19 protein-coding genes and 1 tRNA gene are annotated in these 19,822 nt (G+C 41.9%); 12 read left to right on the top strand and 8 right to left on the bottom strand.

Translation table 11 applies throughout. From position 1 onward, the window contains the following. The first annotated feature begins 135 nt into the window (after nt 1-135). Nucleotides 136-993 (top strand): NAD+ synthase, encoded by an 858-nt coding sequence (locus BP896_RS04405; protein ID WP_291766106.1) that lies wholly within the window; start codon nt 136-138, stop codon nt 991-993. A gap of 58 nt (nt 994-1,051) precedes the next feature. Here the strand turns inward: BP896_RS04405 and speE are convergent, their stop codons facing one another. After that, on the bottom strand, nt 1,052-2,077 hold the full coding sequence (gene speE / locus BP896_RS04400; RefSeq protein WP_291766103.1) for a polyamine aminopropyltransferase: 1,026 nt from the start codon (nt 2,075-2,077) through the stop codon (nt 1,052-1,054). A gap of 82 nt (nt 2,078-2,159) precedes the next feature. Further along, nucleotides 2,160-2,233 (bottom strand) — tRNA-Met (locus tag BP896_RS04395). Between the two features lie 44 nt (nt 2,234-2,277). On the opposite strand from BP896_RS04395, the gene BP896_RS04390 reads away from it, so the two are divergent. From BP896_RS04390 to BP896_RS04380, 3 genes are all read left to right on the top strand, one after another. Then, a complete protein-coding gene (locus BP896_RS04390; protein ID WP_291766062.1) occupies nt 2,278-2,403 on the top strand; it encodes a hypothetical protein in 126 nt (41 codons plus the stop codon). Nucleotides 2,404-2,435: 32 nt separating this feature from the next. Continuing rightward, nucleotides 2,436-3,743: a hypothetical protein gene (locus BP896_RS04385; protein ID WP_291766059.1), complete on the top strand. Its 1,308-nt coding sequence runs from the start codon at nt 2,436-2,438 to the stop codon at nt 3,741-3,743. A 162-nt stretch (nt 3,744-3,905) separates the two neighbouring features. Further along, nucleotides 3,906-4,112: a hypothetical protein gene (locus tag BP896_RS04380; protein WP_291766057.1), complete on the top strand. Its 207-nt coding sequence runs from the start codon at nt 3,906-3,908 to the stop codon at nt 4,110-4,112. 82 nt (nt 4,113-4,194) lie between these two features. Here BP896_RS04380 and BP896_RS04375 read toward each other — a convergent pair whose 3' ends face one another. Next, entirely contained in the window at nt 4,195-5,049 is an 855-nt protein-coding gene (locus BP896_RS04375) for a carbon-nitrogen hydrolase family protein (protein ID WP_291766054.1), read from the bottom strand. A gap of 191 nt (nt 5,050-5,240) precedes the next feature. Here BP896_RS04375 and BP896_RS04370 point away from each other — a divergent pair, with 191 nt between their 5' ends. The 3 genes from BP896_RS04370 to BP896_RS04360 all read left to right on the top strand — a co-directional run bounded on the left by BP896_RS04370 (nt 5,241) and on the right by BP896_RS04360 (nt 9,095). Next, nucleotides 5,241-5,786 (top strand): 30S ribosomal protein S4, encoded by a 546-nt coding sequence (locus tag BP896_RS04370; protein WP_291766052.1) that lies wholly within the window; start codon nt 5,241-5,243, stop codon nt 5,784-5,786. 47 nt (nt 5,787-5,833) lie between these two features. Continuing rightward, on the top strand, nt 5,834-8,362 hold the full coding sequence (locus BP896_RS04365) for a hypothetical protein (RefSeq protein ID WP_291766049.1): 2,529 nt from the start codon (nt 5,834-5,836) through the stop codon (nt 8,360-8,362). A 76-nt stretch (nt 8,363-8,438) separates the two neighbouring features. Next, nucleotides 8,439-9,095: a hypothetical protein gene (locus BP896_RS04360; RefSeq protein ID WP_291766046.1), complete on the top strand. Its 657-nt coding sequence runs from the start codon at nt 8,439-8,441 to the stop codon at nt 9,093-9,095. A gap of 27 nt (nt 9,096-9,122) precedes the next feature. Here BP896_RS04360 and BP896_RS04355 read toward each other — a convergent pair whose 3' ends face one another. The 4 genes from BP896_RS04355 to BP896_RS04340 form a co-directional block, all read right to left on the bottom strand. Continuing rightward, the gene (locus BP896_RS04355) at nt 9,123-10,535 is read right to left on the bottom strand and encodes a B12-binding domain-containing radical SAM protein (protein ID WP_291766044.1); all 1,413 of its coding nucleotides are present in this window, start codon (nt 10,533-10,535) and stop codon (nt 9,123-9,125) included. A 12-nt stretch (nt 10,536-10,547) separates the two neighbouring features. Further along, nucleotides 10,548-12,041: a radical SAM/SPASM domain-containing protein gene (locus tag BP896_RS04350; protein ID WP_291766042.1), complete on the bottom strand. Its 1,494-nt coding sequence runs from the start codon at nt 12,039-12,041 to the stop codon at nt 10,548-10,550. Nucleotides 12,042-12,145: 104 nt separating this feature from the next. Further along, complete coding sequence (locus BP896_RS04345) at nt 12,146-12,331, bottom strand: hypothetical protein (RefSeq protein ID WP_291766039.1); 186 nt, start codon at nt 12,329-12,331, stop codon at nt 12,146-12,148. A gap of 84 nt (nt 12,332-12,415) precedes the next feature. Then, a complete protein-coding gene (locus BP896_RS04340) occupies nt 12,416-12,628 on the bottom strand; it encodes a hypothetical protein (protein ID WP_291766038.1) in 213 nt (70 codons plus the stop codon). A 181-nt stretch (nt 12,629-12,809) separates the two neighbouring features. Between BP896_RS04340 and BP896_RS04335 the strand changes: the two genes are divergently transcribed. The 3 genes from BP896_RS04335 to BP896_RS04325 all read left to right on the top strand — a co-directional run bounded on the left by BP896_RS04335 (nt 12,810) and on the right by BP896_RS04325 (nt 16,413). Further along, nucleotides 12,810-13,697: an NAD(P)-dependent oxidoreductase gene (locus BP896_RS04335; protein ID WP_291766036.1), complete on the top strand. Its 888-nt coding sequence runs from the start codon at nt 12,810-12,812 to the stop codon at nt 13,695-13,697. 287 nt (nt 13,698-13,984) lie between these two features. After that, nucleotides 13,985-14,914, top strand: a complete 930-nt coding sequence (locus BP896_RS04330; RefSeq protein ID WP_291766033.1) for an MBL fold metallo-hydrolase — start codon at nt 13,985-13,987, stop codon at nt 14,912-14,914. A gap of 236 nt (nt 14,915-15,150) precedes the next feature. Then, nucleotides 15,151-16,413 carry a mandelate racemase/muconate lactonizing enzyme family protein gene (locus BP896_RS04325; protein ID WP_291766031.1) on the top strand — a complete coding sequence of 421 codons (1,263 nt, stop codon included), beginning with the start codon at nt 15,151-15,153 and terminating at the stop codon, nt 16,411-16,413. 21 nt (nt 16,414-16,434) lie between these two features. On the opposite strand, the gene BP896_RS04320 is transcribed toward BP896_RS04325, so the two are convergent. After that, complete coding sequence (locus BP896_RS04320) at nt 16,435-17,562, bottom strand: VIT1/CCC1 transporter family protein (RefSeq protein ID WP_291766029.1); 1,128 nt, start codon at nt 17,560-17,562, stop codon at nt 16,435-16,437. A 92-nt stretch (nt 17,563-17,654) separates the two neighbouring features. Here BP896_RS04320 and BP896_RS04315 point away from each other — a divergent pair, with 92 nt between their 5' ends. After that, nucleotides 17,655-19,094, top strand: a complete 1,440-nt coding sequence (locus tag BP896_RS04315; RefSeq protein WP_291766027.1) for an acetate--CoA ligase family protein — start codon at nt 17,655-17,657, stop codon at nt 19,092-19,094. Nucleotide 19,095: 1 nt separating this feature from the next. Further along, nucleotides 19,096-19,797, top strand: a complete 702-nt coding sequence (locus tag BP896_RS04310; protein ID WP_291766024.1) for an acetate--CoA ligase family protein — start codon at nt 19,096-19,098, stop codon at nt 19,795-19,797. The last annotated feature ends 25 nt before the right edge of the window (nt 19,798-19,822 follow it).

Raw genomic sequence — 19,822 nt, 5'->3', positions numbered from 1 at the left:
TAAGATTAATGATTGATTAAAAACTACTCCTGTTAAATACACCTAATAATACTTAAGTTTAAGCATAATGCATGGTTATTAACATCATTAACCTTAAGGCGAAAGCATTAATTAGGTTAAGTGGTGTAGCCTAATATGCAACCTTGGATTACCCTTGATAGAATACTGAACGTTGACTACGATTACATTGAGAGGAGAATAGTGAACTTCATAAAAACATACATAAGCAGTACAGGAGCTAAGGGTGCTGTTATAGGGCTTAGTGGTGGCATTGACTCAAGCGTAACCGCATCACTACTAGTTAAGGCTTTAGGTAAGGATAGGGTCTTAGCCTTAATAATGCCGTATAAGTCAACACCACCTGAGGATGTTAGGGATGCTGTTCAATTAGCCCAAATGCTGGGCATAAAATATGATATAGTGAGTATAGACCCCATTAGAGCATCATTCTCAAATACAATAAGTGCCTTCAAGGAGGATGAGATAGTCGCCAACGGTAACATACTGGCTAGAATCAGGATGACGATACTTTACTATTACGCTAACCTCAATAACATGATTGTTGCCGGCACTGGGGATAAGAGCGAGTTATTGATAGGCTACTTCACTAAGTATGGTGATGGCGGTGTCGATATACTGCCAATAGGCGATGTGTATAAGAGTCAAGTTAGGATGCTTGGAAGGCGTTTAGGCTTACCTGACTCAATAGTAACTAAACCATCAAGCCCACGCCTATGGGAGGGCCAGACTGCTGAGGGTGAATTAGGCATTAGTTACGCTGACATTGACGTCATCCTCCATGCCTTAGTTGACTTAAGGATGAGTCCCCAGAAGGCTCAGGAAGCCACTGGAAAGCCCCTTAACCTTATTGAGCAGGTGTGGAGGAGGGTTATTTCAACTGAACATAAGCGTAGAACACCAGTGGTGCCTAGGATTGGGTTAAGGACTATTGGACTCGACTGGCGTATGCCAGTACACTATAGTGCTTACTAAAACCGCATTCATAAAATAGCGCTTAACCTTAATTTTAAGGCTATGAGGCATTACTGGGTTACATGGGCATGAAGGTTGGGTTTGAGTCTGTAGCTGGCTTAACCTCCTTATCTTCAAGTGCAGCTCTTATATGTTTTGGTAAAGTGAACATGTGGACATGAGTTAACCCATCGTAATACTTAGTGTTACCATTAATGTGCCTCATTAAGGCATTATCAATATCTGCTTGAGATAATTGCAGTGCATCAGCAGTATCACTGGCCACTATGAATCCCCAGGGGGCATCGTAGGAGTGCATGTATGATTGATATGGCCTCACCTTACTGAAAATAGTCCCAATAGTCCTGTATATCACTGATAGAACCCTTAAGGCGTAAGCCATGTTAGTTGCCTGAGTGGCTAAGACTCCATTGGGTGTAAGCCTACTCTTAGCAAGCTTATAGAACTCAACAGTGTATAGTAGGTATGAGGGGCCGCCTTCCAATGGGTCTGTTGCATCAACTATTATTACATCGAATTTCTCATTGGATTCCTCGAGGAACCTCCTCCCATCACCTATAATTAGTTTAAACCTATTATCATAGAACGACCCACCGTGCATTTCAGGTAGATACTCCTTGGAAACTCTAACCACCTCCTCATCAATATCAACCATCACTACTTCCTTAACAGTATCCCACTTAAGCACCTCCCTAGCGGTGGCACCCTCCCCTCCACCAATTATAAGTACCCTCTCTGGATTCCCATTAAGCACCATTGCTGGGTGAACCAAGGATTCATGGTAAACGAACTCATCGAATAATGAACTCTGAACCTTACCATCAAGCACAAGTGCCTTACCTAAATCCTTAAACTCAACCACGGCTATCCTCTGGTACTTTGATTCACCAGAGTATAGGACCCTATTAACAGCCCTTAAATGCCAACTGAATGGGGTCTCAAACTCTATGAAATACGTACCCATTCTACTAACTTGATCCATTACACTACTCATTACGCCCAATCGCCATGAGTAAAGCCTAGTTCCCTTATTAAGCATTAACTCAAGTACGCAATGAAGCTCCTGAGGCTTTGCATTTTTCATGAATTAAACATTAACTAATATGCTACATTACCATAATCACGTAACTTACTCATTTAAGCTGAGCCATGCACTGCATGGGAAGTAGCGGCGGGTGGATTCGAACCACCGACCTCGGGGTTATGAGCCCCGCAGGATACCAGGCTTCCCTACGCCGCTGAAGTTCTTGAAAAATAGAGTGTTTATAAGGGTTTCCCCACTCAATGCTGGTTTACCTAGTAGCTATGAATAAAATACTCCTTAACAATAATTTAATTGACTTACCAATACTGGAGTTAAATATCTTGGGTGAATTAAATGACCTAGGATTATTCATAATTCCACAGTAAAACTTATATTTCAAGGAAACATATTTGAATTCATGAGGCTTTCCGTATTCTTCATAGGGGCCTCTAAGGATTTCATAGACAATACTAAACAATACCTGCAGAAGGCCTTCTCTGGTATTGAATTCGACTTCTTCACAATATCAAGCATTAATGAGGCATCAAGCACAGTATCTAGGTTACCAAGTGGCACCACTGGTTTGTTAGTCTTTAATTTCTGGAGTATTCCAAGTATTGTTAGGCCAATATTATCAAGGGGTATCCCAACAATACTATTCTCCGATACCTATGGTGGTTCAGGTGAGTTCCTAATGGAGTACTCTAGGGCGCTTAAGGCAAACCTACCTGTATTTGGTGTTGTCTTAAGGGACTTATCTAACTTAAATTCACTGAATAAGTACGTGAGGATGCTTGAGGCCATAGGTAAGTTAAGGGATTCTAGGATCGTTGCAGTGGTTGGGCCTGATGAATTAAATTTAATGCGCTTAGAGTATCCATTGAGTGTAGACCTCTATAGTTTACCAGCTTATCTTCAATCGATATTCGGTGTTAAGGTGGATTTAGTTAACATTAGGGACTTCAGTGAGAAGTACTACAGTAGGGTTACTGATGATGAAGCTAAACCCATTGCTGAGAGGTGGTTTAAGAATGCTGAGAAGGTTGTTGAACACACTATCGATGACTTAGTTAAACCCGCTAGGCTTTACCTGGCTCTTAGGAGGCTTATTGAGGATTATAAGGCTGATGCAGTAACCATTGATGATATAGTGCTTTATAATAGTGGCTTCCTTGATACTTGGCCATGCCTACCATTCATGGAGCTTACGCTTAGGGATAAGGTTGTATCAGTGTGTGAAGGGGACTTGATTTCAGGAACATTAATGCTATTGATGAAGTTCTACGCTAATGCCCCAGGCTTCATAAATGACCCAGCACCAGACATGGGTAAGGGGGAGATTGTTTACTTCCACTGTTACGCACCGGTAAACGCCAGGGGTTTTGATTCAATGAACTTAAGCCCATACATAATAACACCAGCACATGGAGGTGGTAAGAAGCTTTCAATACATGTTAAGCTACCTGTGGGTGAAACCGTGACCGTGATTGGCTTAAGCCCTGAGGAGAGGGTATTAGCTATGCATACGGCTAAGGCGATTGATAATGAGTATCATTTAAGGGCATGCGCCACAAAACTAGTAGCTAAGGCTAATGTTGAAGCGTTAGCAAGGAATTGGGTTTGGAGGGCTGGATGGCATAGGGTAGTGTTCTACGGTGACTGGAGGGAGGACTTAAAGGTAATGGCTAGGTTGCTTGGATTAAGAGTTATTGAGGAGGATATGTGATTAATACTTAGGGTAATTCACTTAAGCTTAAAGATCATCATTACTAAGGAATTAACTACCTATATTGATTGCCGAATTCCCTATATTGAATATGAATTAAGTTTTCTGAAAGGAGAAAGCTTTATAAAACCTAGAGTGGAAGAGTAACTCGAGGTGAGTAAAATGAACGTCCCAAGAATAAATTCCACATTAGGTTTAACTAAAGGGAACATGAGGAATAGAATTACTAACATTAAGGCCAACAGCACCTATATAGGCTATGAGCAAGATGATAGGAGGCCTAACAATGAGGTATTCGTAATTTACGGTGGTTTAGCATTCACTGCATTTACATATGATACTGCCTTAAGAACATATAAGGCTAACTAATCACGTTAATTAGGATCACACTGAAGCTAGCCTACGTTAATGCTTAAGCATTTTATGGTTGTAAGTGTGTTTAATGAAGCGGCTACGGCATGAAATAGCCTCTGCTCCATAGGAGCTCAGCATACTTAGTACCCTTAACCTGCCTTGGAGGTATTTTAACGTTAACTCTTATTAAATCCTCAGCATCAGGGCCCTCCTTACCTTTGACTAATATTACTCCCCCAGGCCCCACGGCTAAAGATGAGCCTATTAGCCTCCAACCCCTCCAAGGCCCCTTACTCATTTCACCAACACTGCTCACACCAATCATAGCTATATCATATAATCTAGACATTGTAATGTATGAAACAACCCAATGCCTCCCATATGGCCCATTTAAGTAACTTTCTCTACCCAAATCATATGTGGGTGGCACTGCCCAACCTGATGGTGAAAGTATCATAACAGCCCCCATCCTAGCCATTGAGTGGGCCAGAGCTAGGTTACTGGGTGCATTATCTATACATATGTCTACACCAATCCTACCGTACTCAGTACCCACGACACCAACCCTATCACCAACTTCATATATTTCCTGCTCCTCAGGGAGTAAGTTAATCTTCCTGTACTTCCACAGTAATTCACCCCTTGGGGATGCTACAATGGCTGAATCATACACTTTACCATTATCATGCTCTGTTAAGCCCGCAATAACATATACACCGTACAACTTAGCTGCGTTCACTAAGGTGTCACTATATGGGCCAGGTATTGGCTTAGCTAATTCAAGGGCATCAGGGTTAAGCCATCCAACATCCAGTGTTTCAGGTAAGACAACAATACTACAACCCATTGATGCGGAACGCTTAATGGCTTCAATAGCCCTACTTAAATTACCCTCAACATCACTGAAATCAACCTTAATCTGGCTCATGCAAACTGCTACTTCACCACTCATAATGTATGCACTTAATTCTTAGGTTAATTAATTTTCACCATGGGGTAAAACTTACCTGAAGCTGAATCTATGTAGTATTCTTAAATCAAGTGCATGCTAATTTAGGTAAGGTGTACCTTAAATGCATATTATTAACTCCTGTGGATTAATGCTGGGAAATATTTATATACCATATGCTCACGTTGAGCGTAATGGGTGATCCCAAGAGACCGAAGAAGAAGCACGTTGAGGGGAAACCAAAGAGGCTATGGAATAGCGACTTATTGATGAGTGAGCTTAGGCTTGTTGGTGAGTATGGTTTGAGAAATAAGAGGGAGCTTTGGTTGGCTAGGGCATTGTTAAGGAGCATTAAGCATAGAGCTAGGGAGATACTTTCAGCTCCAATGGAGGTTAGAGAGGAGGCTGAGAAGAGGCTTAAGGATAGGTTATTTAGAATGGGGTTAATAAGCGACATTAATATGCCATTGGATTCAGTGTTGGCGCTGGATGTAACCGCCATACTTGAACGCAGGCTTCAAACGCTAGTGTATAGGAAGGGTATGGCTAGGTCAATTCATGAGGCTAGGCAATTAATAGTGCATGGCCATGTATCAATAAATGGTGTTAGGGTTAGGTCACCTGGTTACCTTGTCCCAAGGAACCTTGAGGACGGCATAGGCTTTGCACCAACATCACGCATAATTAAGGCTAAGGCAGCTCAACAGGCTAATCAAGGGGAACAGGCAGCTAATCAATAGGTTTGAATAATGCTTAATAAGGTTACCCTTAATCCAATTTACTGAATATGAGGGGGCTATTGCTAGTATTAATGATTGCAGTGGCTTCACTGGCTATTGTAGTTAATCCACAGATTAACCCAGGTGGCTTAATTAATGCAACCCACGTAACCAACTACACTAAGCCTATACTTAACATTACTCTCAATGTTAATTTAATCAGCTTGACATACGAGGGTTGGGTTAAGCACCCAGTCAATAATGTAGTATCAACCCCCCTAAATTACTTCACTCTACTAATTAATGCATCAATAATTAACTCCACTAAGCCCATTAATGAGAGCACAACGTTAAGTGTCAGGATTGGCAACGTATACTCATACTCAACCTCACTTAACCTCACCGCGGGTTCCTATCAATTAGTTAATGTGCCGGTTTACTCGCTGCCATATGGTAATTACTCCATTAACATCACCTTAAGCATCATGAACTTCACAATAAGCAGATTATATAGCCTAATAATGTATAAGCCAGCAATAATTAGTGCATACCTGGCTCAATGCGGCTTAACTACATCACCTAGTAATAATTCTGGGGTAATTATACCCTATTCATCACCAGTATTGAATCTTGTGCTTTACTCAGCTGAACCTGTTAATTTAAAACTGGTTAGTAATATGGGTGGCGTTTACTCATCCTATAATGTTACCATTAATGGTGAGTACGTGTTCCAGGAACCATTAATATTCATAAATGGTACGGTTTCAACGCAACTAACATTCAATGGACAGACTTACTCCATGTATACGTTTCAAGTTAACTCAATAAGGCCATGGTACTCCGTCAACATTACCTATGGTTCAGCATCCTTAAGTGTGGCTAATGGTTCAAGCATTCCTGTAATAACTGGCCATGGCGTGGACCTCCATAGTTCATACTTAAGAAACTTAACCATGGAGATTATTGTTAATAATCAAGTTACAGGTAATAGCTTCCTCATAGTTAACCCTGGATCTTATAATGCCCAAGTATTATTCATGTACGGTAGCTGTGTAGTTGGATTAATTAGATTTAACATAAATGCGTATCAGCCGGCACCCTTTATTACATCACCTAATTCAACGGTACCACTTGGTGTTGATTCTAAAGTGATTATTAATGTTAATGTACCAACCCCAATCATTAAGGAGGACGTTTACGTCTCCCCATTATCACCCCAGTTCCCAGTAAGCATTAGTGGTAGTTCTGTGGTCCTGAGCGGTAATGGGGAATTCGCAGTGAATTTACTGGCATTTCAACCTGGTCCAATGCCTTTAAACGTATCCTTAACCATGGTTGATTACGGGGGGTACTCATACTACTTTAGCACCATAATTCTACTTAACGTACTTAAGCCAATAATGAGCATTACACCTGGATTACTTAACATAACGTATGGGGAATCAGCCACTATGATAGTTAACTTAACAGCTGAGGGATACGGTATAGTTAATCAAACCCTTCAATACCAAGTTACCCTAAACGGGATTAACATTGCATTAGGCTCAATAATAACGAATTCAAGCGGCTACGCCTTATTATCATTTAAGCCTAATAATACTGGTGTTTACGTAATATACGTAACATACTCCCCATCACAATCATTCTCAATAACCAGCCAAGCTAAGGTAATTGTTGAACCAGCTAAGGTCAATATAAGTTACTTAGTTAACTCAACAATTGTATATGGGGATTCATTAACAGTAATGGTTAACCTAAACCCGAGGATAACAGCCTCAATTTACCTGTACTTAAATAAATCATTCGTAGGCTACATTAATACAGCCAACGGTACAGGCTACACTTACGTGAAGCCTAATGAGGCAGGTTACTTCAACTTAACCCTATATTACCCAGGCTCCCGTAATTACTTACCATCAGTGGCTGAGGCATCACTAATGGTTCTTAAGGCTCCCTGCACAATTAATATGAGGATTAATGGGTCATTCATAGTGGGGGATGAACTCTTAATAAGCGGTAACGTAACTGCACCAATTAGTCAAATACCAATCTACGTGAATAAGTCATTAATAATGGTCCACGTAACTAACGGTAGGTTTCAGGAATCATATAGGCCATTCTACCCAGGATTATACAATATTACCGTGTACTGGCCTGGTAATAATAATTACTTATCATGTGGCTTCAATGAATTAGTGAAGGTAATTAAGGCTAATCCAAGGGTATTAATTAGGGTGCTTAATAATGGTACAATAGCCTCAGGTAACTCAATAATTATGCTCATATTAATTAAGGTTAATAACAGCTTACCAACAAGCGCTAATGCATCAATTCTAGTTAATTCAAGTGGAAGAGTAAGAAGTATTAATACTATAGTAAGTAATGAAACTGTATTAAGGATAATTACTGATAAGGCTGGGCCATGGGTTATTTACGTTAAGTACCTTGGTAATGAGTGGCTTAATAATGCTTACATAGGCCCTATTATTATTTACGTTGTCCCAGGAATATTCGGAATCCCATGGTATATTTTCACAATATATGCATTAGCCATTATAATGGGCCTCATAATATCACTACTCATGCGCCATAGTTAACCATTAATAATACTGCACCCCTTCATGGTTTATCATACAGAATGCTTAATAAATAGGCTACTTACTTTAGTTACCTGTGGATTATAAATCAATTCCAGATAATACTTGCCCAATCTCATACCTAGACACCACCCACATCATCTTACGCATACTTTACCATAGGGTAAACCTATGTTTATCATTAGGTTTAGACTGCATGGGGTTACCCGTGGTTTCAACATCAGTGTTAACCATGAGGAATTGCGATAGGGATTCCGTATATAAATTATTTAGGAGGCTGCTTAGGGCAAGGAATAAACTAGGTAAGAACATTAAGTTACTTGAGTTAGGTGATATTAAGGTTTACTTAAGGATTTCTAAGACTAAAGGCAGTATTCGCATTTACGATGGTTACATGATGAATAGCCGTGACTGCAGTAAGTTAAATAAATGTGTAACAGTGAATAACGTGACCCTACTCTACATTTACTTACTTATACGGCTTTCCGGCAGAAACATGGTGCTTATTAATGTTCCCGACGCATTAATATGGATTGCCAGGGTTTTCGGTAAGGAGACTGCTATATCAATACTGGATCTAATTCATGACTACATGGAGAGGGGTGAACTCTCCAGTGGGGTTAATTCCTTATTAAGCATGCTTAGCTTAATGGGGTTAAGGATAAGTAAGGAGCAGTTTGAGAATGCGCTGCTGCCAGCAAGGAGGATTCTACGGATGATAAGAAGCACCTAATTTAAATCAATTCCTTAATGTAAGCAACTACTCGCCCCGCCTCATTAACCTATCAATGAACCATGGTACAATTGAATTCTTAATGGCTGTAATAACCATGCTTAACCTACCATTCAACAGTTCCTTCGCTAGGAACCCAGCCCTTAGGTAGAAGACCCTGTAGGCGTATTGAAGCATCTTATCAGCCTGCTGCCTAGTGAACCTGTAGCCCCTCATGACAGCCCTCAATGTAGTGTAATGCTCCCAATTCCAATCCTCAATGAGATTCTCGTTAACCGCCTGGTAGTATAGGGGTGTGCCTGGGTATGGTGTGGCCACGGTGAATTGAGCATACGATGGGTCAAGCTTAGCAGCGAATTTAGCCGTCCTCTTCATGTCATCTATGGTTTCCCACGGGAAGCCTATGACGAATGACGCCACTGCATTAACCTTAAGCTCATGAACCCATTCAAAGACTTTAATCGCCTGCTCAATGGTTATCTTCTTACCAATCCTATTTATGGTGTCTTGGCTTGCTGACTCAACACCAAAGTAAAGGGCTGTGCAGCCATGATTCAATAAGTCATTCATCATCTTCTTATCAATGGTATCAACCCTTGAGCCACAGGAGAAGTTTATATCCAGTTTCCTCTCCTCTAATTCCCTTAGGAATTCGTAAACAAATCTCTTGCTCAGTGTGAATTCATCATCAGTGAAGACTATGGTGTTTGCACCATACTTATTCACGGCATCCTCAATCTCATCGGCAACATTCTTAGCCGACCTATACCTAATTAACCTACCCCAGTAGTATGATGTTGAGCAGAAGGAGCAGCCGTATGGGCAGCCGCGGCTAGCCATTATGTGAATTATTTTAATTGGCTTACCAAATATTGTGTACTTATCCATTGGTAATAAGTGGCGTGCCGGGAATGGTAACTCATCTAGGTTCCTTATGGGTGGCCTATCACGTGTCTTAATAATCTCACCACCACTCTTGAAGGCTATGCCATTAACCTCCTTAAGCGCGTCCTTACTCACCCCAATCTTCTCAATAGTGTTAACGAGATCCAGGGTAGTGTACTCACCCTCACCCCTAACCACTACATCAACTCCATTATTTAAGGCCTCCTCATACATGAATGATACATGCGGCCCACCCATCATTACAGGTAGGTCCTTATCATACTCCTTAATCGCCTTAACAGCATCATAGGCCTTGTATATTGTTGGGGTTAATGCCGTTAAACCAACAATATCAGGACCCCATGCCTTAACCTCATTAATGAAGGTTCCTAAGTCAATACCCTCAGTGGGTGAGTCAATTATCTTAACCTCATGCCCAGCCTTCTCAAGGACTGCCGCAATCCAAGCTAACCCAAGTGGTGGTGCCCTGAGTCCAAGAACCTTATATATCTCCATTTTATCAATATTCGGTGGAACAGCTAACAGCACCCTCATTAAGTAATCACCTCACTTAAACCCTAGCTTAGAGACCGTGACCTTAATCTTAGCCCACTGCTCAGCCTCCTCCTTAAGCCTCCTCCACTCCCTGGAATTATATATGCAGCCTGGATCTGGGGCTAGGACATCACCAAAGTAACCATATGCCCTAGCCCTGCAGCCGCCGCAAATCATCTTATATGGGCATTGGCCACAGAAGCCCTTAAGCCTACCCCTATCCCTGAAATTCTCCATGAATGGATCCATCCAAATACTCCAGAATGACTTAGTCCTAAGGTTGCCGACTGGGTAAGGTAGGAAGACGCATGGGGTGAGCGTGCCCTCCGGCTCAATGGCCGCATATATTCTACCGGCCCCACAGCCACCAATGAATTCGGTTAACTCCCTTGTTATTGGGTCACTGGCAACCACGAAGTGAGTTGGAGCTGTATCCTTATTGTTACTTAACTGGTTAACAACCCTACCGTAGTATGGTGCGGTGGTAACTATCTCCATGTTCCTCCTCTTCATCTCCATGTAAATGTGCCTCATGAAGCCCTCCCTCTCCTCGGGGGATAGGTCAATATCCAGGTTCTCACGACCCCTACCCACTGGGACAAAGTTGAAGAATACAACCCTCCTTACGCCTATTTCCTGGGCTAAGTCAAGTATCTTATCAACCTGGTCAATATTAGTCTTAGTAACAGTGAAGGCTAAGGCCACACTGAAGCCCAACTTAACGGCATTAATAAGCCCCCTAACTGCCTTATCCCAAGCACCCTCAACACCCCTAAACTTATCGTGTACAGCTGGATCAGCGGCATCAATACTAATCTCCACGTACCTTAACCCAGCCTTCTTAGCCTTTTCAGCAAACTCCATGTTAGCGAACATTAATCCATTAGTGGCCACCGCTGAGTAGAAACCCCTCCTATTCATTTCACTTAACACAGCCCAGAAGTCCGGGTGTATTGTTGGTTCACCACCTGATAAGGCTATTGCCGGTACACCGGCCTCATCAAGCTCCTTAACAACCCTAAGCTTCTCCTCCACTGTTAATTCATTTGGTAATGGTTTACCAGCGTTCTGGTAGCAGTGAATGCACTTAAGGTTACATAGGTTAGTGAAGTTCCAAACTATGAAGAATGGGGCTGGAAGCTTCTGCGGTGTGGTTACACCAAATAACGCAATACCCTTAAGTGTGGTCACAATACCCCTCCTAATGGCTGGATCACTCAGTAACTGCTTAACATCATCCTCATTAGCATGGAAGTAACTCATGCTTAATTTAACCATAGCCTTAAAGAATGGCGATGCTAAATGCGCAATGGTTGGGCAGGGTTCATTACCTGCGTAGGCAGCCATAATCCACTCAAGCAGAGGTTTCCTCTCACCATTAAACTCAACCTCCTTCATTAAGGCTGATAATGCATGGCGCACAGCACCCCTATTAAGCATCCTAATAGCCGCTATTAACGCACCCGTGCCACTCCTCTCAGAGACCTTATTAGTAATATTATCCATGGCTGAAGACATAATTCTTTATAATGCGTTTACTGAATATTAGCCTGTTTACCCATTAAACCAATATTCTACGCAATGATGCTTCCATATTAAGGTAGGACCGCTCATGAATTCCTCCTAACGTTAACTATTATGAATGCTAGAAAGGCGATGAGCATTCCTATTACCACTAGGTTAATTATTAAGGTAGCCTCAATGTGAATATCAAAGGGTAATGCGAAGAGAGCCAGCACTAGAAATATTATAGACAGCATGTAGGCTAGGCGCGCCACACTTGGATCCAGCTCCATAATTAATCTACATTAGAGTGGTAAATATAGTTTAGCTTAACCTTAATTCATAATTCTCATTAATGAATGCAATGCCTCAAATCACTACTTAGAGGTGATTAAGGCCTTAGATTTAAATAAGTACGCTATTGCACCAGTTACCCAGGCGATCAATAATCCAACCCCAACTCCCCTAAAGTACATGCTTCCCCTTATGTAGGATAATGAGATAAATATTATACTTAGAATCAATTCAAATAATATAAGCACTGCATCCAGTTGCCTCAGTAACCTAAGTCTCCATTCAGGTAAAGGCATTTTTCACAAAGTTCTTTAATGAAAAGTTTTTTANNCTACTTCACTATGCGTTTAAAACCTTAGCATTACCTTGGTTAACTTGCTTTTAGGCTTGGGTTTAATAATTGGTGGCCATAGCCCTATTCCTGGATGGAGGTTAACGTGGGCGATAAGTTTAACTCTAATTAGGGTAAGTGGGCTTATGGTTAAGGTGGGTTTAATAGGCTTAGGAACAATGGGTTGGAGGATTGCTAAGAACCTCAGGGATGATGGATTACTAGTGGGTGTATTTAATAGGACAATGAGTAAGGCAATTAAGTTTGCCGAGGAGTTTAAAGTTAATGTATTTAATAGTCCTGCTGAATTAGCTAGAAATGTTGATGTGGTGGTGTCGATAGTGTCCGATGATGATGCTGTTAAATCCATTATACTGGGTGAGAATGGTGTAATTAATGGGATTAGGCAGGGTTCCCTAGTGATTGAAATGTCAACAATATCACCTTTTACATCAATTGAGTTAGCTGGTAAAGTTAAGGAGAGGGGTGGGTTAATGGTTGATGCACCAGTCATAGGTACTTCAGTGCTCATTGAGAAACGGGAGGCTGTAGTGCTAATTGGTGGTGAGGAGGAGGCTTATGAGAGGGCTTACGAAGTGGTTAAACACTTCGCCCATCATATAATTCACGTTGGGCCAAATGGGTATGGGCTTTACGCAAAATTAATCAATAATGCCTTACTTGGCTCCTACGTAGCAGCATTAGCTGAGGTGGTTAATTTAGGTGAAGCCATGGGGTTAAGCAGTAGCGTAATAATGGATGTTTTAACTAAATTATCAAGCGCTAGGTCACCAACCTCTGAGCTTAAGGTACCTAAGATGATTAATAATGACTTCACCACTCAATTCGCCACTAAACACATGAGGAAAGACCTTGACTTAGTTAATAAGGAGGCAAGTAGACTAGGTGTACCAGTGCCAATGGCCGCATTATCACTTCAACTATATAGGATGAGTGAGGCAAGTGGATTAAGTGATGAAGACTTCTCGGCCATAATTAAAATACTTAAGAAGCGCAACTTAACTCAACACTAGTAATGCACCTTGAAGCCTTAAATGCCTTCAACACTGCTTTAGCATTAAGCTTCCTTTAAATCTTATTCATAATCCCTTGAATGCCGCATCACTGTAATTTATATACTATTATAGGTTTAGCAAATAGAGGCTGGCTCCTATATAAAGGTATATAATCAATAGCATAATGAGGAAATAAATGAGTAGGCTAAGAGGTGGCTCATGGAGTGTAGATTTAAATTATTAATGTTTATTTAGTTAAGGTTTAATGGTGCAATACTTTAAATATTAGGCTTAAAGCTTAGGGTATGGTTGAGGTTACTGTTCAAGAGTTAACCAGTAGGGTTAGCCTCGTGGGTACGTATTATGGTGACGTTGAGTTAAATATGGTTTACGTTAAGGATAGTGGGGTACTGCTTGATACATCAACATCAAGTATAATTGAGGAAGTTATTAAGGTAATTGGGTTACCTAAGGTTGCTATAATAACGCATCCTCATGAGGATCATGCAGGTGGAAGCGGCTACTTAGCCAGTAGGGGTGTTAAGGTTATTGCGCATGAAGCTGCCAGGGGATTCTTATACAATAATGTAATTAATGTGGATTCCTTCTTCCCACTTAAATATAGGTCATGCTTCACCCCTGAATTCACTGAATCCTTCATAAGGGACTTTAGGAGTAAAGTTGGTTCACCTGTGGTTCACGAGTCCTTTAGGGGTATGCTTGATTTAAATGGCGTTAAGTGCATTGAAGCCTTCGGCCACACTTCAGGTACTGTGGTGTGTATTGTGGATAACGTAATGTTTACATCAGATGCAGTACAGGGCTTAGGTATAAGGGGGTTGAGTACAACTGATTCAATACCACAGGTTTCATCAATTGATGACTATTTGCAGACGCTTAATACGCTTAAGAGTATTAAGGTTAAGATGCTTGTACCAGGGCATAATTATTTACCATTCGCCAAGAGGGTTCTTGAGGGTAATGAAATTGAGGGATTCATTGAAGCATCAATTGAAGCAATTAATAGGCTGCTGGGGATAGCTAAGGCGCTCCTCAGTGAGAGGGCATTAACCATCTGCGAGTTTGCAGATAATCTAATACATGAGTATGGGGTTAAGAGGAGTCTGTATCCACAGGCTTTAATAACGGCTAACGCCATAATAAGATTCTATAAGAGGAGGAGGTTACTTAAGATTATTAAGGAGGGTGATGTGGAACTTTACTCAATCAAGTAAACCCTCCTGCCTCCTTATGTTAGGATCCTAATACACTACCTATCATGCGGTGGCTTACCATATTATACTTAATTATAGTAATACTTCACCTTCCCCACATTAATAATTCGCCGGCACACCTAATTAAGGTGCTAATGGAATTAAGCCACTTTTAGCTGCTGAACTTGGAAATCATGAAATTAAATAATGATTTAATTGGTAGTTAATGTTATTAATACTTCCCTAGTTAAATCACTATGCGTGAATTAAGGATTACGGACCTTAAGGTAGTGACTCTTCAGGCTAATTTTGAATGGACCTTTGTGAGGGTTTATGCAGGTGACCTTTATGGTACCGGTGAGGCTGGCCCAGCCCCTGGGCTTAAGGGTATGGAGCAGCACTTCAGGAGGCTCCTCATTGGTGAGGATGCGCTTAAGGTTAGGCGTATTGAGCAGAAGATTAGGTGGGCTACATTATATGCAGGTACGAGTACTTATCACTTAGCCTCTGCAATAAACATAGCCCTCTACGACTTAATTGGGAAGTACCTAAACATGCCTATTTGGCGGTTACTGGGTGGTTATAGGGATGAGGTGAGGGTTTACGTTGACGCCCATGGTGGTAAGGGGCTTGAGGCAATGAACTCACTCCTACTTCCTGAGCAGTTACCATGGCTCACCGAGGCTGAGGTGGAGGCTGGTAGGTTAGTTACGAGTAATAATCCAATACATGGTAGGCTATCCATTGAGAAGTGGAATAATGACTACAGCCCAGAGGCGTACGCTGATAGGGCTAAGAGAATGGTGGCTGAGGGCTATACGGCAATTAAGTTCGACCTTGATGTACCAACACCATACACTGACCCTAAGCTCATAATGAGTGGTGAATTAACACTTAAGGATATTGACTACTTGGCCTCAATAGTTAAGGCTGTTAGGGATGCTGTTGGTGATGGAATAGACATAATGTTTGACCTACATTGGAGATATAGCGTTAATACTGCGGTGAGGATTTGTAAGGCGATTGAGCAGTATAGGCCTAGGTGGATTGAGGACCCAACCCCAGCACAAATAACGGTGAGTAACCTTGATGAATTTAAGTTGATCACGCAAAACTGCAGTGTACCAATTGAAACCGGTGAAAACATGTATACTGCCTATCAATTTAAGGATCTAATAGGCACTGGGGTTAGGGTTTGGGCACCCGACATTACTAAGGCAGGTGGTATTAGTGAGGGGGTTAGGATAGGGGAGTTAGCCTCAATGTATGATATAGAGTACTCACCCCACAATATATCATCACCAATAGGTACAATGGCCCACGCTCACGTTGCTTCAGCAGTAAACACTTTTGGGGTTCTTGAATTCCATGGCCACGATGTGCCATTCTGGGGTGAGGTGGTTAAACCCAGGAGGAGGATTATTGAGGGAGGCTACATTAAGCTCACTGATGAGCCTGGATTAGGTGTTGACCTAGACTTAGATGCCTTAAGAAGGTACTGGCCTAATGTTGAATTATGAACCCTAGAGTAATTATTTACTTTATGTAACAGTGGCGCCTAGGGCATGGGCTAGTGAACCCACTAGGTATGTTACTGCCAATGCAAGTAGGCTTAACCCAACATTCCTTGCAATAACGTTACGCATTCTAGCGTTACTTGAAACTGCAGTAAATACACCGGCCACTGACGTGGCTATAATCATTAGTACTATTGATGTAAATAATGCTGCGTACCTGCTCACTAATCCAATGGTTGGGAATGGTAGTATAACTAAGGTGGCGCCGATTATGTAGGATACACCAGTGCTAATTGCTGATTTAGCCGCATTCTCAGTGGACTCCACGTAGCCTAATTCCCTCATTATAACTATATCAGATACTGCATCCTTATATCCACTTAACTCCTTTGCAATACTCTTAGCCTTCTCCTCAGGTACACCACTATTCCTTAGAATATCAAGCACCTTATCACTAACAGCACTAATTGGCATTACCCTGAGGGCTGTCTTAACCTTACTCACCCTATAGTTCATTAATTCAGACTGAGCCTTAACAGACATGTATGCCCCTATACTCATTGATATTGTGCCGGCAACACCCACTATTAAGCCAGCCATTGCTATTAACATTGGGTTAGCTACAACAGGTACTAATCCAGCTAAGGCTGCCATTACCTCAACTAAGCCATCACTCATACCATATATGAAGTCCCTAATGTTACTGAAGCGTTCACTCATCTTAGTGGCTTCCTCTATGAAGTAATCCTCGTGTATTACTTCATCCCTAATTATTTCATTAAGCGCCGGATCCTTAACAATATCCCTAGCATTAACGTACCTTATTATAGCCTCATCCTCCTCCCTCTCCCTAAGCCTAATGACAACTGCAAGGCCGAAGAGTAGCCTTAGGGTTAGGTAGAAGATGATTTTAAGCCACGGAATCTTAAATTCCCCAATACTTAAACCCAATTCCCTAGCCCTTGATTCCCAATATCTCGCATGCTTAAGCTCCGTTGAGGCAATCTCCTCCAATGCCCTCCTCCTATCCCTATTCCTCTCGACTCTAGCAAGGGCACTGTAAACGTAGTAATCCGTTAACTCATCTTTATAGAATTCAACGTAATCAACATTATCCACTACTTCACTATGCTGGCTCATTACAGCCATCATACTCACCCCTTTAAATAAACCCTTCGCAGGGAGGTGCCATGGGTTAAGTGAATGGGAATATATTTAAACCACTAGCAACTATTTAGTACTATATGGCTATTGAACAAACCAGTGAGGCGATTAGCGTAGGGGGAAGGGGTATTGAGGTTTTATTTTACCCATCATCAGTGGCAGTAATTGGGGCAACACCTAAACCAGGTCACGTCGGCTACGTTATAATGAGCAACCTGCTTAGTAAGTTTAAGGGGAAGGTTATTCTAGTTAACCCAAGGTACGATTCAATAAACGGCGTAAAATGCTATAAGAGCATTACTGAGGTTAATGATGAGGTTGACTTAGCAGTGGTAGCGGTACCAGCTCCAGTGGTTCCCCAGGTTACTGCTGATGCTGTTAAGAAGGGTGTTAAGGCATTGATAATAATTAGTGGTGGATTCAGCGAGGTTGGGGATGAGGGGAGGAGGCTTGAGGATGAGGTTAGGGAAATAGTGAAGAATACTCAAGTTAGGGTTCTTGGCCCAAACTGCATAGGGGTTTATAATGCCGATAATGGCCTTGACACCTTCTTCCTACCTGAGGATAGGATGGGTAGGCCACCTAAGGGTCCAATAGCCTTAATAAGTCAATCAGGGGCTGTTGCAGCGGCAATACTTGACTGGGCATCAAGGAGAAGGCTAGGCATAGGTTTAGCCGTGAACTACGGTAATAAGCTTGACGTTAATGAATCAGAGCTGCTGGAGTACCTGGCTAATAATAGTAATGTTAAGGTGATTACAATATATATGGAGGGCTTAAAGTACCCTGGCGAAGGCTTAAGATTCCTTGAAACAGCAAAGAAGGTTACACAGATGAAGCCCGTTATAGTTTATAAGGCAGGTAGGACTAAGGCATCGGCAGGTGCTGTGGCAAGCCACACGGCTGCATTAGCTGGTGATTACGAAATATACAGGGGTGCCTTTAGGCAGGCTGGCTTAATTGAGGCTAACAGTGTTAGGGAAATGTTCGATCTAGCCAAGGCCCTAGCTACACAACCCTTACCAAGGGGTAGGAGAGTACTTGTGCTTACTGATAGTGGGGGAATGGGGATTCAGGCTGTTGATACCTTATCAACACTGGGCCTTGAGGTCCCTGAATTACCTGAAACAATACAATCAATGCTTAGGAAATTCCTACCACCCCTAGCTATAGTTAGAAACCCAGTTGACGTAACGGGTAGTGCAACTGATGAGTACTATAAGATAGTGCTTGACTCAATCCTACCCACCAGCTACGTTGACATGGCAATCATAATAGCGTTAATGCAAATACCCGGCTTAACCCCAAACCTAGTTAACTACATTATTGATGCTAAAAGATATGGGAAACCCATGGTTGTGGTCTCCTTTGGTGGCAGTACAATGATGGAGAAGTTCAATGAGTCCCTGGAGGATAGTGGAATACCGGTTTACGCAACGCCAGATAGGGGTGCTAGGGCATTATGGGCTCTGGTGCAGTACAGTATGATTAAGAAGATGCTTAGGGAAGGGGTGGAGTAGCATGGTTCACGATATAATTATTAGAGCCCTCTCTGAGGGTAGGTTTAAGTTGCTTGATCATGAGGCCTATGAGTTACTTGAGGCATACGGCATACCAACACCTGGGTATAGGGTTGTTTCGAATTACGAGGAGGCCATTAAGGCAGCCAATGAGGTTGGTTACCCAGTGGCAATAAAGGTGGTTTCCCCTGACATAATGCATAAGACTGATGTTGGGGGCGTAGTACTTAATATTAATAATGATGATGACGTTAAGAGGGCTTGTGGTGAAATAAATAATAATATTAAGCACCTAGCACCATACGCCAGGGTATTCGGCTTCCTAGTTCAACACATGGTTCAAGGGGGGCTTGAGGTAATTATAGGTGGTTTAAGGGATAGGATATTCGGTACAGTGATCCTATTCGGAATTGGGGGAATACTGACTGAACTGTATAAGGATACTTCAATGAGAATAGCCCCAATCACTGAGGATGATGCGTTAAGCATGATTAAGGAGACTAAGGCCTACCAATTAATGATAGGCTATAGAAGCATGCCGAGGAGGGACATTTATTCACTAGTGGATATAATCGTCAAATTCTCTAGGCTAATGACCGAGAACCCACAGATCTCTGAGGCTGACTTAAACCCAGTTATAATGCTTGAGAGCGGGAAGGGTTCATATGCAGTGGATGCCAGGTTCATAATAAAGCCCACCTAAATTAAAACCCACTATATTGATTGAA

This window comes from Caldivirga sp. UBA161 (assembly GCF_002506515.1).
Classification (GTDB): domain Archaea; phylum Thermoproteota; class Thermoprotei; order Thermoproteales; family Thermocladiaceae; genus Caldivirga.
This window is presented reverse-complemented; position numbering and strand designations above follow the sequence as displayed.